Here is an 18,723-nt window from a genome sequence, read left to right as displayed (position 1 = left end):
CAACAACCGCACTGGCTTCAACCAGGGCGTCTACCAGCTCGGTGGTGGTGTTGAATTCGCAGTGACCGACTCGATCACCGTTCGCGGTGAAGTTGTTGGCCAGGGCGACTTCGACGGCGCTTCGGACTCCTTCTTCGAAGGCGCCAAGGCAACCGTCGGCGTTTCCTACCACTTCTAAGATTTGCAATCGGGCAGGGCGGTCCGCCGTCCTCCTGACTTAGCGTCTTGCAAACCCAATTCGGCGACCCAGGAGACTGGGTCGCCGTTTTGGTTTTGTTCACGATTCCGTGCCGCTCTCGCGCGTCAGCTGATGGTGTTCTATATGCTGTCTCAAGCTTTAGTCCCACCCAGAGCAAACCTTGGCTGGTACCGTTCTCCGGCGCAGGAGTTTCTGTAGGCAAGGGCCTGATACATGATGATTTACCTCATGTTTTCTTTCCCTTGAAACCGCTTTGGCAAAGGTCTAAGCCCAAGCCATCAACAATCGTGTCGGTTCGCTCGCCCCAATTGCTTGCGTGACCCGCGCGTGCCGGTTGTCCCCCGACCGGATTAGAACACAGGCTGCCGCATGACTGATTTGCTCAGCGATTACTTGCCGATTGTCATCTTCCTTGCCATCGCCGGCGTTATTGGTCTGGCGCTGCTGGTTGCGCCCTTCATCGTCGCGGTGAAGAACCCGGATCCCGAAAAGGTCTCCGCGTTCGAAGCTGGCTTCGAGGCCTTCGACGATGCGCGCATGAAGTTCGACGTGCGCTTCTATCTTGTGTCGATTCTCTTCATCATCTTCGATCTTGAAGTTGCATTCCTGTTTCCATGGGCCGTGGTGTTCCACGATGTGGGCTGGTTCGGTTTCTGGTCGATGATGATCTTCCTCGGCGTACTCACCGTCGGGTTCATCTATGAATGGCGGAAAGGGGCCCTTGAATGGGATTGAGCGAACAGAACGGTACGCTGGTCGCGCCGCGCCCCACGGGCCTGATCGATCCTCGCACCAACAAGGTTGCTGGTGCTGGTGACCCGTTCTTCACGGAAGTCACTGATGAGCTCGCCGACAAGGGCTTTCTCGTCTCCACCGTGTCGCAGCTGGTCAACTGGGCTCGTACAGGCTCGCTGATGTGGATGCAGACGGGTCTTGCCTGCTGCGCCGTCGAGATGATGCAGATGTCCATGCCCCGTTACGACGTGGAGCGGTTCGGCACGGCGCCGCGCGCTTCCCCGCGCCAGTCCGACGTGCTCATCGTTGCCGGCACGCTGACCAACAAGATGGCGCCGGCTTTGCGCAAGGTCTACGACCAGATGCCGGAGCCGCGTTACGTCATCTCCATGGGCAGCTGCGCCAATGGCGGCGGCTACTACCATTACTCGTACTCAGTGGTGCGTGGTTGCGATCGCATCCTGCCCGTGGACGTGTATGTGCCGGGCTGCCCGCCCACGGCAGAGGCGCTGCTCTACGGCATTCTGCTGCTGCAGAAAAAGATTCGCCGCACCGGTACCATCGAACGCTAGGTCTCTCTCCATGGACGAAATAATCCAGCTCGACCCGCTCGTGGACCTTGGCACGTATATCGCCAACTCCCTGGATGGTGCTGTCCTCGCCCAGGAAGTGGCGTTCGGCGAACTGACGCTGATCGTGGCGCGGGACGAGATCGTGACGGTCGCTCAGTTCCTGCGCGATGACGCGCGCTGTCGCTTCGTGGCATTTGTCGATGTCTGTGCCGTCGACTACCCGGCGCGCGATCCTCGTTTCGAGGTGGTCTACCACTTCATGAGCCCGTACTTGAACCAGCGCATCCGCGTGAAGCTGGCCGCTGACGACGAGACGCCGGTGCCGAGCATCTCCACAGTCTATCGCGGTGCTGATTGGTACGAGCGCGAGGCCTATGACCTCTATGGCGTGTTGTTCTCGGGCCACCATGACCTCCGTCGCATCCTCACCGACTATGGCTTCGATGGCCATCCGTTGCGCAAGGACTTCCCGATGACCGGCTTTGTCGAGGTTCGCTACGACGAAGAGCGCAAGCGGGTGATCTATGAGCCGGTCAAGCTCATGCAGGAATTCCGTTCGTTCGACTATTTGTCACCTTGGGAAGGTACCGACTACGTGCTGCCCGGTGACGAGAAGGCCAAGCAATGACTGTTGAAGCCGACGTCCGCAATTTCACCATCAACTTCGGTCCCGTGCACCCGTCGGCGCACGGCGTGCTGCGGTTGATCCTGGAACTCGACGGTGAAATCGTCGAGCGCGTCGATCCGCATATTGGTTTGTTGCATCGCGGCACCGAGAAGCTGATCGAGTCAAAGACCTATCTGCAGGCGCTGCCTTACTTCGATCGCCTCGACTATGTGGCACCGATGAGCCAGGAGCATGCCTTTGCTCTTGCCGTCGAGAAGATGCTGGGCCTCACCGTGCCGCGCCGCGGCCAGCTGATCCGCGTGCTCTATTGCGAAATCAGCCGGCTCCTGTCGCACCTCATGAACATCACCACGCAGGCGATGGACGTCGGCGCGCTGACGCCGCCCGTCTGGGGCTTTGAATACCGCGAACAGTTGATGATCTTTTATGAGCGCGCCTCTGGCTCGCGCATGCACGCCGCCTATTTCCGGCCGGGTGGTGTTCACCAGGATCTGCCGCAGGCGCTGATCGACGATATCGAGAGCTTCTGCCATCGCTTCCCCAAGTTCATCGACGACTTGGATGCGCTGCTGACCGAGAACCGCATCTTCAAGCAGCGCAACGTCGATATCGGCGTCGTGAAGCTCGAAGACGCCTGGAACATGGCGTTCTCGGGCATCATGGCGCGCGGCTCGGGTGCGGCCTGGGACCTGCGCAAGTCGCAGCCCTATGATTGCTATGCCGAAATGGATTTCGACATCCCGATCGGCAAGAACGGCGACTGCTACGATCGGTATCTCATCCGCATGGAAGAGATGCGCCAGTCGACCCGCATCATGCAGCAGTGCATCGACAAGCTGAATGCGCCTGACGGCAAGGGTCCAGTCGCTGCCCTCGACGGAAAGGTCGTTCCGCCCAAGCGGGGCGAGATGAAGCAGTCGATGGAAGCACTTATCCATCACTTCAAGCTCTACACCGAAGGCTTCAAGGTTCCCGCCGGCGAGGTTTATGTCGCCGTGGAAGCGCCCAAGGGTGAATTCGGCGTCTATCTTGTCAGCGACGGCACCAACAAGCCATACCGCTGCAAGATCCGTGCGCCGGGATTCGCGCATTTGTCGGCTATGGATTTCTTGTGCCGCGGCCACATGCTGGCTGACGTCTCGGCCATCCTTGGCTCACTCGATATCGTGTTCGGAGAGGTTGATCGCTAATGGTTGCGCGTCGCCTTGCGGATGAGTCGGTCCAGCCGGCTGAGTTCGCCTTTAGTGCTGAAAATGCTAATTGGGCGGAATGGAAGATCGGCCTGTATCCGGCCGGCCGTCAGCAGTCTGCTGTCATTCCGCTGCTGATGCGCGCGCAGGAGCAGGAAGGCTGGGTCAGCCGTGCCTCCATCGAGAAGGTCGCCGAGATGCTGGGCATGGCCTACATTCGGGTTCTCGAAGTCGCGACATTCTACACGCAGTTCCAGCTGCAGCCCGTCGGTACGCGCGCGCACGTTCAGGTTTGCGGCACCACGCCATGCATGCTCCGTGGTGCGGGCGAACTTATCGACGTCTGCAAGAGCAAGATCCATCCCGAGGCCTATCATCTGAACGCAGACGGTACGCTGAGCTGGGAAGAGGTCGAGTGCGCCGGCGCCTGCGTGAACGCGCCGATGGTGACAATCTTCAAGGATACCTATGAAGACCTGACCAAGGAACGGCTGGGCGAGATCATCGACGCCTTTGCCGCCGGCAATGGTCAGAGCATCAAGCCAGGCACGCAGATCGATCGGCTCAACTCCGCACCGGAAGGCGGGCGCGTGGTCTTGTTGGAAGAGGCAACTGCTTACCGCGAGAAGTTCGTGCCGCCCGCGCCGCCTGCCGAAGCAGCACCGGCTGCCGCCGCGCCTGCAGCTCCCGCTGCGCCAGCAGCGGCCGCTGCACCTGCCGGGTCGCCTCCACCGACAACGGCGGGCCGTCCGCGCGATGTCGCGGAAGAAACCGCGCCGGCCATCAAGGGCCCATCGGCCGAGGCAAAGGTGTCTGAGGCCAAGGCTGAGAGCGAACGCAAGAAAGCGGATGCTGCAGCAAAGGCTGATGGCGAGCCCAATGAGGCGATGCGTTCCGGCGCCACCGGTGCTGAAACGGATGCGAGCAAGGTCGATGGCGGCATGGCGGTGGGCAAGGCCACGGCTACGGCGCCTGGGCGCGATGGAACCAGTGCGGGCACCAAGCGCACGCGCACCATCATCGCCCCCAAGGCCAATCCCAGCGAGGTCAATCCCGTCGCCGAGCGCGGTGGTTCGCCCCAGTTGTTTGTGGCGCCTGAAGGTCCTGCAGACGACCTCAAGTTCATCACCGGCGTGGGTCCGGTGCTCGAAAGCCGGCTCAATGCCATGGGCATCACCCGGTGGAGCCAGATCGCTGCCCTGACGCCCGACGAGGTCGAGCAGGTCGAGGCGACCTTGAACCTCAAGGGTCGCGTCTCGCGCGATGGATGGCTGCAGAAGGCCGAGGTGCTCGCCCGTGGTGGCGAAGCAGAATATGTCCGCGTCTTCGGCAAGAAGCCGCGTTAGGAGTACGGGAATTGCTCGCTGACAAGGATCGCATCTTCACCAACCTTTATGGCCAGGGCGACTGGGGCCTCGAAGGCGCGCGCAAGCGCGGCGGCTGGAGTGGCACCAAGGAATTCCTCGATATGGGCCGCGACTGGATCACCAACGAGGTGAAGTCCTCGGGCCTTCGTGGCCGTGGTGGCGCAGGCTTTCCCACCGGCCTCAAGTGGTCGTTCATGCCCAAGGTGAGTGACGGCCGTCCGCACTACCTGCTGGTCAACGCCGACGAGTCCGAGCCCGGTACGTGCAAGGACCGCGAAATTCTACGCCACGATCCGCACCACCTGATCGAAGGCTGTCTGATCGCCTGCCGCGCCATGGATGCGCATCTGGCCTTTATCTATGTGCGCGGCGAGTTCATGCGCGAGCGTGAACGGCTCGAGCGTGCCGTCGAGGAAGCCTACGAAGCCAAGCTGATCGGCAAGGACAATATCCACGGCTGGGACCTGGACATCATCGTCCATCACGGCGCCGGCGCCTATATCTGCGGCGAAGAAACCGCGCTGATGGAGTCGCTGGAAGGCAAGAAGGGTCAGCCCCGTCTCAAGCCACCGTTCCCGGCCGGCATGGGTGTCTATGGCAACCCGACCACCGTCAACAACGTCGAATCCATCGCCGTCGTGCCGGAGATCCTGCGCCGCTCCGCCGGCTGGTTCTCCTCGATCGGCCGCCCCAACAATGTCGGCACCAAGCTGTTCATGGTCTCGGGCCACGTCAATCGGCCGGCAACCTTCGAGGAAGCCCTGGGCGAAAGCTTCAAGGACATCATCGAAAAGCATTGCGGCGGCATTCGCGGTGGCTGGGACAACCTCCTTGCCGTCATTCCAGGTGGCGCAAGCTGTCCGGTCGTCCGCGGCGAGGACATGATGGATGCTGTCATGGACTTCGATGGCATGCGCGAGAAGAAGTCGAGCTTCGGCACCGGCGGCATGATCATCATGGACAAGTCGACCGACATCATCCGCGCGATCTGGCGCATCTCAGCTTTCTTCAAGCACGAGAGCTGCGGCCAGTGCACGCCGTGCCGCGAAGGCACCGGCTGGATGATGCGGGTCATGGAGCGCATGGTCGAGGGCCGCGCCCAGAAGCGCGAGATCGACATGCTGTTCGAGGTCACCAAGCAGATCGAAGGGCACACCATCTGTGCGCTTGGCGACGCAGCGGCCTGGCCGATCCAGGGCCTGATCCGGAACTTCCGTCCGACCATCGAGGCGCGGATGGAGCAATACACGTATTCGTCCACATCCGACGGCGCCGTGCCGTCGATTGCGGCGGAGTAGGGCTGATGGCAAGTATCAAAGTCGACGGCCTGCTCGTCGAAGTTCCCGACTACTACACGCTGATGCAGGCCGCCGAGGCTGCAGGCGCGGAAATTCCGCGCTTTTGTTACCACGAGCGCCTGTCGGTGGCCGGCAATTGCCGCATGTGCCTCGTCGAGGTGAAGGGTGGTCCGCCCAAGCCGCAGGCCTCCTGCGCCATGTCGGTCAAGGACCTGCGTCCCGGCCCGAACGGCGAACCGCCCGAAATGTTCACCAACACGCCCATGGTCAAGAAGGCCCGTGAAGGCGTGATGGAATTCCTGCTGATCAATCACCCGCTCGATTGCCCAATCTGCGACCAGGGTGGCGAGTGCGACCTGCAGGACCAGGCCATGGCCTATGGTGTGGACAAGAACCGCTTCGCCGAGAACAAGCGCGCCGTCGAGGACAAATATATTGGCCCGCTGGTCAAGACCTCGATGAACCGCTGCATCCACTGCACGCGCTGCGTTCGCTTCACCACCGAAGTCGCCGGCATTGCCGAGATGGGCCTCCTGGGCCGCGGCGAAGACGCCGAGATCACGACCTATCTCGAAAAGGCGCTGTCGAGCGAACTGCAGGGCAATGTCATCGACCTCTGCCCGGTCGGTGCGCTGACCAGCAAGCCCTACGCCTTCAACGCCCGTCCATGGGAGCTCAGCAAGACCGAGTCCATCGACGTCATGGACGCCGTCGGTTCTGCCATCCGGGTCGACAGCCGTGGCCGCGAAGTCATGCGCATCCTGCCGCGCATCAACGAGGCCATCAACGAAGAGTGGATTTCCGACAAGACCCGTTTCGTCTGGGACGGTCTCAAGTCCCAGCGCCTCGACCGCCCCTATGTGCGCCGCGGCGGCAAGCTGCAATCGGCCACCTGGGATGAAGCCCTGGCAGCCGTTGCGGCCCGCATGAAGAAGGCCGGCAACAAGGTCGGCGCCATTGCCGGCGACCTGGCGGCCGTCGAGGAAATGTACGCGCTCAAGGCGCTGCTGGCGTCCGTCGGCTCTGGCATGACCGACGTGCGTCCTGCCATGTCGGGCATCGATCCGTCCATGCCGCGCTCGGCCTATATCTTCAACCCGACCATCGCCGGGATCGAGGAAGCCGACGCCATTCTCATCATCGGGTCAAACCCGCGCAAGGAAGCATCGCTGATCAACGCCCGCATCCGCAAGGTGTGGCGCGCCAAGGGGCTGCCCATCGGTGTGATCGGCGAACGCGCCGAGCTCACCTATGACTACAGCTATCTGGGCGAAGGCGTTGAAACCCTGGCCGACATCGCTGCCGGCAAGGGCTCGTTTGCCGAGATCCTGTCTAAGGCGCAGCGTCCGCTGATCATCGTCGGCGAGGCCGCGGTATCGCATGCTTCGCTCGGCAAGCAGGTCGGCCGCGACGTCATTGCCCTGGCTGCCAAGCTTGCTTCCGGTGCCGGCGTTGCCGAAGGCTGGAACGGCTTCGCGCTGCTGCACAACGCGGCCAGCCGCGTCGGCGGACTCGACATAGGCTTTGTGCCGCATGATGGCGGCGTTTGCTCGGCCGATCAGATGGCGCTTGCTGCCAAGGGCGATCTCGACGTCCTGTTCCTCCTGGGCGCCGACGAATACGACATGTCGGCTCTCGGCAAGGCCTTCGTTGTCTATATCGGCTCGCATGGCGACGCCGGTGCGCATCGCGCCGATGTCATCCTGCCGGCCGCAACCTACACGGAAAAGTCCGGCACCTATGTCAATACCGAGGGCCGCGTGCAGGTGACCACCCGCGCCGTGTTCCCGCCTGGCGACGCCAAGGAAGACTGGGCCATCATCCGCGCCTTGTCCGGTGCTATCGGCAAGCCCTTGCCGTTCAACTCGCTGGCCCAGCTGCGCGCTGCCATCTATGCGGAGTTCCCGCACATGGCCCGCGTGGACCAGATCGCAGCCGGTTCTGTCGGCGACGTGGCCAAGCTGGCCGCCGCAAGTGTTCAGACCACGTCGGCACCGTTCCGTTCCGCCGTTTCCGAGTTCTACCTGACCAACCCGATCGCACGCGCTTCGGCCGTAATGGGCGAGTGCGCTGCAACCGCGGCCGGTCTGCGCCAGGCAGCGGAGTAGGGGAGTATAATGGACTTCATCACCTCTGCTCTGGACTTCCTTCTGGGCATTCCCATCCTCGGATGGGGCGTGCATGTCGGCTTCGTCTACAAGGCGCTGCTGCTGCTTGTATCGCTGCTGATCTTCACGGCGTTCATCCTTCTAGCTGACCGCAAGATCTGGGCTGCGGTCCAGCTGCGTCGCGGCCCGAACGTGGTGGGCCCCTTCGGCCTGCTGCAGAGCTTTGCCGACCTGCTGAAATTCGCCCTCAAGGAGCCGATCATTCCCGGCGGTTCCGACAAGGTGCTGTTCCTCATGGCGCCGCTGCTGACGGCAACGCTGGCCCTCACCGGCTGGGCTGTGATTCCCGTCGGGCCGGGCCTTGCCATGGCCGACATCAACCTGGGCATCCTCTATCTTCTCGCCATGTCGTCGCTCGGCGTCTACGGCGTGATCATCGGCGGCTGGGCTTCTAACTCGAAGTACCCGTTCCTGGGCTCGCTCCGTTCCGCTGCGCAGATGGTGTCCTACGAGGTCTCCATCGGCCTCGTGATCATCACCGTCCTGCTCTGCGTCGGCTCGCTGAACCTCAGCGACATCGTCATCGCGCAGCAGGAAATGGGCCTCGCCCACACCATCGGCCTGCCATGGCTCAGCTTCCTCAACTGGTTCTGGCTGCCGCTCTTTCCGATGTTCATCGTGTTCTATGTCTCGGCGCTTGCCGAAACGAACCGCCCGCCATTCGATCTGGCGGAAGGTGAATCGGAACTGGTTGCCGGCTTCATGACCGAATATTCGGCCACGCCCTACATGCTGTTCATGCTGGGCGAGTACATCTCGATCCTCCTGATGTGCGCCATGACCACCATCCTGTTCCTGGGTGGCTGGGCCTCGCCGATCGATTTGCCGCCCTTCACCTGGATTCCCGGTGTCGTCTGGTTCGTCATCAAGCTCAGCCTGGTGTTCTTCATGTTCGCCATGGCCAAGGCGATCGTTCCCCGCTACCGCTACGACCAACTGATGCGCATTGGCTGGAAGCTGTTCCTGCCGCTGTCGTTGGTCATGGTCATCATTGTTGCATTCGTCCTCATGCTTACCGGCTGGGGCTGGCATGGAGGGATGGCCTGATGCGCGCCACCCAGTTCGTCAACACGCTGCTGCTCACGGAGTTGGTGAAGGCCTTCTTCCTGACCATGCGCTATTTCTTCTCGCCCAAGCCGACCATCAATTACCCATTCGAGAAGGGACATGTGTCGCCGCGTTTCCGTGGTGAGCATGCTCTGCGTCGCTATCCCAATGGCGAAGAGCGCTGCATCGCCTGCAAGCTTTGCGAGGCCATCTGTCCGGCTCAGGCGATTACCATAGAAGCTGGCCCGCGCCAGAACGATGGCACGCGCCGCACCGTGCGCTACGACATCGACATGGTGAAGTGCATCTATTGCGGCTTCTGCCAGGAAGCCTGTCCGGTGGATGCGATCGTTGAAGGTCCCAATTTCGAATTCGCCACAGAAACACGCGAAGAGCTCTACTTCTCCAAGGAGAGGCTCCTTGCCAACGGTGACCGCTGGGAGCGTGAACTCGCTTCCAATATCGCCGCTGACGCGCCTTACCGCTGAGAGGGAAGAGGATGACCCTTCCACTATTTTTCTTCTACCTGTTCTCGGCGATCCTCGTGGCTTCGGCCGTGATGGTGATCTCCGCGCGCAATCCCGTGCACGCCGTGCTGTTCCTGATCCTGGCCTTCTTCAACGCAGCAGGCCTCTTCATGCTGGCGGGCGCCGAGTTCCTCGCGCTGCTGCTGATCGTCGTTTATGTGGGCGCCGTCGCCGTGCTGTTCCTGTTCGTTGTCATGATGCTCGACGTGGACTTCACATCGCTGCGGCAGGGTTTCCTCCAATACGCGCCCATCGGAATGATCGTTGGTATCATCCTGCTGCTTGAACTGCTGTTGCTGGCGGGCAGCTTTGTGGTGTCTCCTGAAGCGGCGGCCAGGTCGGGCCTGCCGATGGATGGGACCACCGAAAATATGCGCGCCATCGGTCTTGTGCTCTATACGCGCTACCTGTTCCTGTTCCAGGGTGCGGGCGCTGTTCTGCTGGTTGCCATGATCGGCGCCATCGTGCTGACGCTGCGTCACAAGCCAAATGTCAAACGCCAGAATCCGGTCGATCAGGTGGCGCGCCGCGCCGCCGATACGCTGGAAGTGGTCAAGGTCAAAAGCGGTCAAGGGCTGTAGGAGGCAAACATGGGCTTGGGTATCGAGCTCGGTCACTACCTGACCGTAGCAGCAATCCTGTTCACGCTCGGCGTGTTCGGCATCTTCATCAACCGCAAGAACATCATCGTCATCCTGATGTCGGTGGAACTGATCCTGCTTGCCGTGAACCTCAACATGGTGGCCTTCAGCTCTGTGCTGAACGACCTGCAGGGTCAGGTCTTTGCGCTGTTGATCCTCACCGTTGCGGCTGCCGAAGCGGCCATCGGTTTGGCCATTCTCGTTATTTTCTATCGCAACCGCGGCTCGATTGCGGTTGAAGACGTCAACCAGATGAAGGGCTAAGAACCACCGCTATGATTCAAGCGATTGTTTTCCTGCCCCTGGTCGGCGCTCTCGTCGCAGGCCTCTTGGGCCGCACGATCGGACACCGACCGAGTGAGTTCCTCACCACTGGCCTCCTGATCATTGCAGCCGTCTTGAGCTGGGTCGTCTTCCTGCCAGTCGCCTTCGGCGATGGGCTGGTCGGTGCTACCGCCGAGGGGCACGCCGCTGTGCTTAAGGTCGAGGTCATGCGCTGGATCCAGGTCGGCGATATGGATCTGCGCTGGACGCTGCGCGTCGACACGCTGACCGCCATCATGCTTGTGGTGGTCAACACGGTCTCGGCGCTCGTCCATACCTATTCCATCGGCTACATGGCCGAAGATCCGCATCGCTCGCGCTTCTTCGCCTATCTGTCGCTGTTCACCTTCGCCATGCTGATGCTGGTGACGGCCGACAATTTTCTCCAGATGTTCTTTGGTTGGGAGGGCGTGGGCCTGGCGTCCTATCTCCTGATCGGCTTCTGGTACACCCGCCCGTCCGCCTCGGCAGCGGCAATGAAGGCCTTTGTCGTCAACCGTGTCGGCGACTTCGGCTTCGCCCTTGGCATCTTTGGTGCTTTCCTGGTCCTCGGCCATATCGACTTCGACGGCGCTTTCCATGCCGCCGGTGAGTTCGCTACGACCGGCCTGCCGGTGATGCAGTTCCTGGGCTGGCAGCTCGACGCTATGACCGTGGTTTGCCTGCTGCTCTTCATGGGTGCCATGGGCAAGTCGGCGCAGTTCCTGCTCCACACCTGGCTTCCTGACGCCATGGAAGGTCCGACCCCGGTGTCGGCGCTGATCCACGCTGCAACCATGGTGACCGCCGGCGTCTTCATGGTCGCCCGTCTGTCGCCGCTGTTCGAGACCTCCCCCGTTGCCCTGACAGTGGTTCTAGTCATCGGCGCCATTACGGCATTCTTCGCCGCGACGGTCGGCCTGGTGCAGAACGACATCAAGCGCGTGATCGCCTATTCGACCTGTTCGCAGCTTGGCTACATGTTCGTAGCGCTCGGGGCAGGGGCCTATTCGGCAGGTGTCTTCCACCTGTTCACCCATGCCTTCTTTAAGGCCCTGCTGTTCCTGGGTGCTGGCTCGGTGATCCACGCCATGCACCACGAGCAGGACATGCGTAACATGGGCGGTCTACGCAAGAAGATCCCGATCACCTACGCCATGATGCTGATCGGCACGCTGGCGCTGACTGGTGTCGGCATTCCCGGCACGGAGTGGTTCGGCTTTGCCGGGTTCTTCTCCAAGGACTCCATCATCGAGGCGGCCTATGCCGTTGGCGGCAACACGGGCATGTTCGCCTTTTGGCTGCTGGTGATCGCCGCTCTGTTCACGAGCTTCTACTCCTGGCGTCTCGTCCACCTGACCTTCCATGGATCGCCACGCGACGCGCAGCATAGCCATACAGCCCATCCTGATCCGGCCCATGCTGATCCGGAGACCCATCACGAGCCTATCGACGACAGCAATCTGGACGATCATGCCCATGCTGCCGTGAGTCATCATGATGCACATCACCATGGTTCGGCCTATGACCATGCCCATGAGTCGCCCAACGTGATGCTGGTGCCGCTCTACGTGCTCGCCGTCGGCGCGGTGCTGGCCGGTGCCGTCTTCTACGGCATGTTCTTCCATGACGTTGAGCACATCGAGCACTTCTTCGCCGGCTCGATCTTTGTCGACCACGAGATCATCGAAGCGGCTCATCACGTGCCGGTCTGGGTGAAGTGGAGCGCCACGATCGCCATGCTGCTTGGCTTCATCGCCGCATGGTTCATGTATATCCGTGAACCGGCCGTACCAGCGCGCCTGGCTGCCCAGAACCCGGGCCTCTACAAGTTCCTCCTGAACAAGTGGTACTTCGACGAGCTCTACAACACGATCTTCGTCAAACCCGCCCTCTGGGTCGGACGCGCCTTCTGGAAGGGCTTCGATGACTGGCTGGTCGACGAGAAGCTTACCGAGGGCCTTGGCCGCCGGGTGCAGAACGTGACCTCGTGGGTGGTCCGGCTGCAGTCGGGTTACCTCTACCACTATGCCTTCGCCATGCTGATCGGCATTGCGGCACTGCTGACCTGGGCCATCGCGGCCGGGGGACTGATCTGATGAACTTCTCCGACACCATTCTTACAGTCCTCACCTGGCTGCCCTTTGCCGGTGCTGCAGTGCTGCTGTTCCTGCCCAGGCAGTCGATCGGGGCCATCCGCTGGCTGACCCTGGCGACGACGCTGGTCGTGCTCGCGCTGTCGCTGGTCATGTGGCAGAATTTCGATCCGTCGAGCCCGGGCTTCCAGTTCGTGGTCAACTACGCCTGGATCGGCGACACGATCGGCTATCGTCTCGGCGTCGACGGCATTTCAGTGCTGTTCGTCGTGCTGACTGCGCTTCTGATGCCCTTCGCCATTCTGGCGAGCTGGGAAGTGGACACGCGCCTCAAGGAATACATGATCGTGTTCCTGATCCTTGAGACGCTGATGATCGGCGTGTTCACCACGCTCGACCTGGCCATGTTCTACGTGTTCTTTGAAGGCACGCTCCTGCCGATGTTCCTGATCATCGGCATCTGGGGCGGCGCCAAGCGCATCCAGGCAAGCTACAAGTTCTTCTTCTACACCTTCGGTGGATCCGTTCTGATGCTGCTGGCCATCATGGCCATGTACTGGAACGCCGGGACGACCGACATTGCCCGCCTGCTGACCCATGAATTCCCGGAATCGTGGCAGCCCTGGCTGTGGTGGGCGTTCTTCCTGTCGCTCGCCGTCAAGATGCCGATGTGGCCGCTGCATCGCTGGCTGCCCGAGGCGCACGTGCAGGCTCCCACGGCAGGTTCGGTGATCCTGGCCGCTATCCTACTCAAGCTGGGTGGCTACGGTTTCCTCCGCTTCAGCCTGCCCATGTTCCCCGATGCCTCGGCGCAGTTCGCCAACATCATCTTCTTCCTCTCGGTTGCAGCCATCATCGTCACCTCGCTGATCGCGCTGGTGCAGAGCGACATCAAGAAGCTGATCGCCTATTCGTCCGTCGCCCATATGGGCTTTGTCACCATGGGCATCTTCGCCGGCAATGCTCTGGCCATCCAGGGCGCGCTGTTCCAGATGATCTCGCACGGCATCGTTTCGGGCGCGCTGTTCCTTTGCGTCGGCGTGATCTATGACCGCATGCATACCCGCGAGATCGATGCCTATGGCGGCTTGGTCGAGCGCATGCCGCGCTATGCCTTCGCTTTCATGGTCTTCACCATGGCCAATGTCGGCCTTCCCGGCACGTCCGGTTTCGTGGGTGAATTCCTCACCATGATGGGCGTGTTCCAGGTTAACACTTGGGTAGCATTTGGTGCAGCATTCGGTGTCATTCTGTCAGCATGTTATGCACTCTGGTTGTACCGTCGTGTCATCTGGGGCGCGCTGACCAAGGAGAGCCTGCGCGGCATTCTCGACCTGAACCTGCGCGAGAAGGTTCTGCTTTACCCATTGATCGTGCTCACGATTGTGTTCGGCTTCTACCCCTCGCCGATCCTCGACACGACCGCGGCGGCGGTGGACAACCTCGTTTCCCACTACGCCACGGCCACCGGCCGCGACCCGGCCGTTTCGCTGGCCGAAGCCCAAGCGCCACTTGCCCATGCTGCACCGGTTGCCGCCGCTGAAGAAGCGCCGGCCGCCGAGCCTGCTGCCCACTAGGAGAGTCCCGTGAACTCTGACGTTATCGATTTCGCGAGCCTGGCTCCTGCCTATCCGGAAATGCTGCTGGCCGTGGGCGCCATCGTCCTGCTGCTAGTTGGTGTCGTGATCAACAAGGAGCGGTCGCTGCTCGTCTCCTATGGCGCCGTGCTGCTGCTCCTCGTGGTGGCCGCAGTCATCCTCTTTGCCCCTGCTGAAGGTGTCTTGTTCAACGGGGTTTTCATCGCCGACAGCTTTGCGCGCTTCATGAAGGTTCTGGTGCTGGGCGGGTCGGCCTTTGCGCTTCTGCTGGCACTGCCGCGGGCGGAAGAGCTCGGCACGCATAAGTTCGAATATGCCATCCTGATCCTCCTTGCCACGCTCGGCATGATGGCCATGGTTTCGGCCAATGATCTGATGACGCTTTATGTCGGGCTCGAGCTGCAGTCGCTGTCGGCCTATGTGCTGGCGTCGATCAAGCGCGACGACAGCAAGGCGACCGAAGCGGGCCTGAAATACTTTGTGCTGGGTTCGCTCTCCTCGGGTATCCTGCTCTATGGTGCCTCCATGGTCTATGGCTTCACTGGCCACACCAATCTGCAGGAAATCGTGCTGGCGATTGCCAGCGAGGGCCGCTCCATCGGCCTGATCTTCGGCATGGTGTTCCTGCTTGCCGGTATTGCCTTCAAAATCTCCGCTGTTCCGTTCCACATGTGGACGCCGGACGTCTATGAAGGTGCGCCCACGCCTGTCACAGCCTTCTTCGCCTCGGCGCCCAAGGTTGCAGCCATGGCGCTGCTGATCCGCCTGGTGATGGACACGTTCCAGGCGATCACGGGCGACTGGCAGCAGGTGGTCATCTTCCTCTCCATCGCTTCCATGGTCCTGGCAGCGTTTGCCGCTATCGGGCAGCGGTCTATCAAGCGTCTTGCCGCCTACTCGTCCATTGGCCATGTGGGTTTCGCGCTCGTTGGCCTTTCCTCGGGCACCCAGGTAGGCGTCGAGGGCGTCGCGATCTACATGGCGATCTATGTCGCCATGACCGTTGGCCTCTTTGCGTGCCTGCTGTCGCTGCGCACCGCAACCGGACCGATCGAAACGATCGATGAACTCGCCGGTGCGGCGCAGAAGCGTCCATTCGTGGCCGCCGTTATGGCGATCATCATGTTCTCCCTGATCGGCATGCCGCCGCTGGCCGGGTTCTTCGCCAAGTGGCACGCGTTCCTGGCCGCGATCGACGCTCAGCTTTATGTGCTCGCCGTGATCGGCGTGCTGGCTTCCGCCGTCAGCGCCTTTTATTACCTGCGTGTGGTCAAGGTGATGTACTTCGATGAGCCGGTGCGTGAGTTCGACGCCGTACCAGCCGAACTCAACATCATCATGGCAGTGGCTGGCTTCCTGATCGTAACCTACTACTTCACCGTTGGCAGTCCATTGGCGACCTTTGCCCATACTGCTGCCGGAAGCCTGTTTTAGGTGACCGCCTTCACCCTCGGCGCAAGAGCCCGCGCGGCCGGCTACCGGCTGCGCAGCTACGAAAGCATTGGCTCGACCACAACGGAAGCCATTGCAGCCGCTGGGGCAGGCGATCCGGGCGGCATCTGGTTCGTTGCCCGTGAGCAGACTGCAGGCCGCGGACGGCGAGGACGCCCGTGGGTTCATCCGCCGGGTAATCTCGCTGCCACCCTCTTGATCATACCTGATGTCGCCCCCACGTTTTCAGCCACGCTCGGCTTCGTAGCCGGGATCACGGTCAGCAACGCATTGGCCAGCGTGCTGCCTCCTGGTACTGTCAAGATTGCAATGGATGGCGCAGATAGCCTGGATGGCCATGGCCGCATCGCGCTGAAATGGCCCAACGATGTGCTTGCCGACGGTGCGAAGCTGGTCGGAATCGGGCTTGAGGCCACCAAGGTGCCGGATGGTCGGCACGCGGTTGCCATCGGTATCGGCGTCAATGTGGTCGCTGCTCCCGAGGGCCTGCCATATCCTGCTACCAGCTTGTCTGAGCTTGGTGTCTCTCGCAGTGCCGAACAGATCCTCGAGGCCCTGAGCGATGCCTGGGTGGAGGCGTTCGGCCTTTGGGACGAGGGCCGCGGCATGAGCACCGTGCTAAAACTATGGCGCGCCTCGGCGGCCGGCATTGGCGCGCCAATTGCCGTTCATCAGGACGGCGAAGTGCTCCGTGGCATCTTTGAAACTGTCGATGATGAGGGACGTCTGATCGTCCGCGCTAACGACAACCGTCGCATCGTGATCACTGCGGGCGACGTGCATTTTGGGGCAACGGCCAGCGCCCGAAGCTGACCATGACATAGCGCAGGCGACCGGCGACCAAAGATCGACCCGGCGTTGCGCAGAAAGGACTGACGTAACCATGGCTAAGAACCAAAGGGATGAACTCGTCTTCGTTCCGCTCGGCGGCGTGGGCGAAATCGGCATGAATATGGGCGCCTATGGCTTTGGTCCGGAGCGCTCGCGCAAGTGGATCGTGGTCGATTGCGGCGTGACTTTCGGCGGCCCCGACCTTCCGGGAATCGAGCTCATCATGGCCAATCCGGAATTTTTGGAAGAGCGTGCTGACGACGTCCTGGCGCTCATCCTGACCCATAGTCATGAAGATCACTATGGCGCAGTGCTTGATCTCTGGCCGGGTTTTGAGAAGCCGGTATTCTGCACGCCTTTTACCGCGGCCATGCTGGCTGCGAAGCGAGCAGGGGACGGCATCGTCGAAAATGTCGACGTCACCATCATGCAGCCGGGCAAACCCTTCCAGGTCGGGCCGTTCACCATCGAAGCGATCAACGTCGCGCACTCGATTCCCGAAGCCAATGCGCTGCTGATCAGCACCCCGATAGCGCGGGTCCTGCATACCGGCGATTGGAAGCTCGATCCGACGCCTGTCGGAAATGCTCCGACTGATGTTGCCCGTCTGCAAAAGATAGGTGAGGACCAGTCGACGCCGCTGGCGCTGATCTGCGACTCCACCAACGCACTCAAAGAAGGCGAGAGCCCGAGTGAGGCGGAAGTCGCAGACAACCTGGCAGCGTTGATCGCGGAGGCACCAAACCGCGTCGCCGTAACCACCTTCGCCTCCAATGTGGGGCGCGTGATCTCCATTGTCCGGGCAGCCGAGAAGGCGGGACGGCAGGTGGTGATGTCGGGCCGCTCTCTCCATCGCATCATGGGCATCGCCAAGGAACTGGGCATGCTCGAAGGCCTGCCGCCGCTGCTGGATCAGGACGCCTACAAGACCATCGCTCGCAACAAGATTGTCCTGATCTGCACCGGATCGCAGGGTGAGGCTCGGGCCGCCATCGCGCGCATCGCTCGCGGGGAACACCCGGTGATCGACCTCAATGCGGGCGATCGCATGATCTTCTCCTCCTGGGCCATTCCCGGCAACGAACGGGAAGTTATCGACATCCAGAACCTCTTGATCGACAAAGGCATCGAGGTCATCACGGCCAGTGATGGTCTGGTCCATGTCACGGGTCATCCGCGCCGCGAGGAGTTGCGCCGGCTCTATTCCTGGGTACGCCCTCAGGTTCTTGTGCCTGTGCACGGGGAAGCCACGCACCTGCAGGCGCATGCAAAGCTCGGCCGCGAGGCAGGCATTCCCAATGTGATCGACGCGCGCAACGGCGACATGGTCCGACTTTACCCAGAGCCTCTAGCGTTCCCGGCGGAGGTGCGAACTGGTGAGCTCTACCTCGACGGCCTAGTGCTGTGCACGCCCGAGGAATCCGGGGTGAAGGGGCGGCGTCGCCTCTCATTTGGCGGCCACGTCGTGGTCAGCCTCTGCGTCAATGGCAACGGACAGGTCGTGTCCGGCCCCGACCTGGTAATCGAAGGCCTGCCCGAGACTGAAGACGAGTCCTTAGGGGAGTTGGTCGAAGACACCGTGGCCGGCGTGATCAAGTCGATGCCGCCCAAGCGCCGCAGCGACACCGAAGTCCTCAACTCGGCGCTGTTCAAAGCCATCCGTAACGAGGTCAATGCCTATTGGGGCCGCAAACCGAACGTTTCGGTCTTCGTGCACCGGGTCTAGGCACCAGCACCTGCGGCATTTGGACGGGCGTTTGTGCTTTCGCACAGGCGCCCGTCATCGTATTTAAGGGCGATCGTTCAGGAAGGCTGGCATGCAAATTGGCTCCCTCATTGCTGTGTTCTTCGTTGTCTGGTGGCTGAGCTTTGTCGCGATCGCACCCATCGGCAATCGCAGCCAGGTAGAAGTCGGCGAAATCGTTGCGGGCACCGATCCGGGAGCTCCTGCAGTGCCGCGCCTGCTGTTCCGATTCCTGCTGGCGACAGCTGTGGCCATTGTCATGACGGCGTTGCTTTTGTGGGGTCTCTCCAACGAGACGCTGCATCACTACTGGAACCGCTGAGTGGC

Annotated in this window: 17 protein-coding genes; all 17 read left to right on the top strand. The window is 61.5% G+C overall.

Annotated elements, in window-relative coordinates:
- Positions 1-568: 568 nt before the first annotated feature.
- Complete coding sequence (locus tag VIL88_RS12545; RefSeq protein ID WP_331989316.1) at positions 569-934, top strand: NADH-quinone oxidoreductase subunit A; 366 nt, start codon at positions 569-571, stop codon at positions 932-934.
- Entirely contained in the window at positions 925-1,506 is a 582-nt protein-coding gene (locus VIL88_RS12540) for an NADH-quinone oxidoreductase subunit B family protein (protein ID WP_331989314.1), read from the top strand. Before VIL88_RS12545 ends, VIL88_RS12540 begins: the two co-directional genes overlap by 10 nt.
- 10 nt (positions 1,507-1,516) lie before the next feature.
- The gene (locus VIL88_RS12535; protein ID WP_331989312.1) at positions 1,517-2,134 is read left to right on the top strand and encodes an NADH-quinone oxidoreductase subunit C; all 618 of its coding nucleotides are present in this window, start codon (positions 1,517-1,519) and stop codon (positions 2,132-2,134) included.
- On the top strand, positions 2,131-3,324 hold the full coding sequence (locus VIL88_RS12530; protein WP_331989310.1) for an NADH-quinone oxidoreductase subunit D: 1,194 nt from the start codon (positions 2,131-2,133) through the stop codon (positions 3,322-3,324). Before VIL88_RS12535 ends, VIL88_RS12530 begins: the two co-directional genes overlap by 4 nt.
- Positions 3,324-4,670 (top strand): NADH-quinone oxidoreductase subunit NuoE, encoded by a 1,347-nt coding sequence (gene nuoE / locus VIL88_RS12525; protein WP_331989308.1) that lies wholly within the window; start codon positions 3,324-3,326, stop codon positions 4,668-4,670. Before VIL88_RS12530 ends, nuoE begins: the two co-directional genes overlap by 1 nt.
- 11 nt (positions 4,671-4,681) lie before the next feature.
- Positions 4,682-5,989, top strand: coding sequence for an NADH-quinone oxidoreductase subunit NuoF (gene nuoF / locus VIL88_RS12520; protein WP_331989306.1), 1,308 nt, complete (start codon positions 4,682-4,684; stop codon positions 5,987-5,989).
- A 5-nt stretch (positions 5,990-5,994) separates the two neighbouring features.
- Positions 5,995-8,097, top strand: a complete 2,103-nt coding sequence (gene nuoG, locus VIL88_RS12515) for an NADH-quinone oxidoreductase subunit NuoG (protein ID WP_331989304.1) — start codon at positions 5,995-5,997, stop codon at positions 8,095-8,097.
- Between the two features lie 9 nt (positions 8,098-8,106).
- Entirely contained in the window at positions 8,107-9,204 is a 1,098-nt protein-coding gene (gene nuoH / locus VIL88_RS12510; protein WP_331989302.1) for an NADH-quinone oxidoreductase subunit NuoH, read from the top strand.
- Positions 9,204-9,692, top strand: a complete 489-nt coding sequence (gene nuoI, locus VIL88_RS12505) for an NADH-quinone oxidoreductase subunit NuoI (RefSeq protein WP_331989300.1) — start codon at positions 9,204-9,206, stop codon at positions 9,690-9,692. Before nuoH ends, nuoI begins: the two co-directional genes overlap by 1 nt.
- An 11-nt stretch (positions 9,693-9,703) precedes the next feature.
- Positions 9,704-10,312: an NADH-quinone oxidoreductase subunit J gene (locus VIL88_RS12500; RefSeq protein ID WP_331989298.1), complete on the top strand. Its 609-nt coding sequence runs from the start codon at positions 9,704-9,706 to the stop codon at positions 10,310-10,312.
- 15 nt (positions 10,313-10,327) lie between these two features.
- On the top strand, positions 10,328-10,636 hold the full coding sequence (gene nuoK, locus VIL88_RS12495; protein ID WP_331989338.1) for an NADH-quinone oxidoreductase subunit NuoK: 309 nt from the start codon (positions 10,328-10,330) through the stop codon (positions 10,634-10,636).
- 11 nt (positions 10,637-10,647) lie between these two features.
- Complete coding sequence (gene nuoL / locus VIL88_RS12490; protein ID WP_331989296.1) at positions 10,648-12,774, top strand: NADH-quinone oxidoreductase subunit L; 2,127 nt, start codon at positions 10,648-10,650, stop codon at positions 12,772-12,774.
- The gene (locus tag VIL88_RS12485) at positions 12,774-14,348 is read left to right on the top strand and encodes an NADH-quinone oxidoreductase subunit M (RefSeq protein ID WP_331989294.1); all 1,575 of its coding nucleotides are present in this window, start codon (positions 12,774-12,776) and stop codon (positions 14,346-14,348) included. Before nuoL ends, VIL88_RS12485 begins: the two co-directional genes overlap by 1 nt.
- Positions 14,349-14,357: 9 nt before the next feature.
- Complete coding sequence (gene nuoN, locus VIL88_RS12480; protein WP_331989292.1) at positions 14,358-15,803, top strand: NADH-quinone oxidoreductase subunit NuoN; 1,446 nt, start codon at positions 14,358-14,360, stop codon at positions 15,801-15,803.
- Positions 15,804-16,634, top strand: a complete 831-nt coding sequence (locus tag VIL88_RS12475) for a biotin--[acetyl-CoA-carboxylase] ligase (protein WP_331989290.1) — start codon at positions 15,804-15,806, stop codon at positions 16,632-16,634.
- Positions 16,635-16,704: 70 nt separating this feature from the next.
- Positions 16,705-18,378, top strand: a complete 1,674-nt coding sequence (locus VIL88_RS12470; RefSeq protein WP_331989288.1) for a ribonuclease J — start codon at positions 16,705-16,707, stop codon at positions 18,376-18,378.
- A gap of 91 nt (positions 18,379-18,469) precedes the next feature.
- Complete coding sequence (locus VIL88_RS12465) at positions 18,470-18,718, top strand: DUF1467 family protein (RefSeq protein WP_331989286.1); 249 nt, start codon at positions 18,470-18,472, stop codon at positions 18,716-18,718.
- Positions 18,719-18,723 lie beyond the last annotated feature (5 nt).

The sequence above is a fragment of the Devosia sp. genome (assembly GCF_036563435.1).
GTDB lineage: Bacteria > Pseudomonadota > Alphaproteobacteria > Rhizobiales > Devosiaceae > Devosia.
Note: the sequence above shows the minus strand (reverse complement) of the source record. Positions and strands in the feature narration are given on the sequence as shown.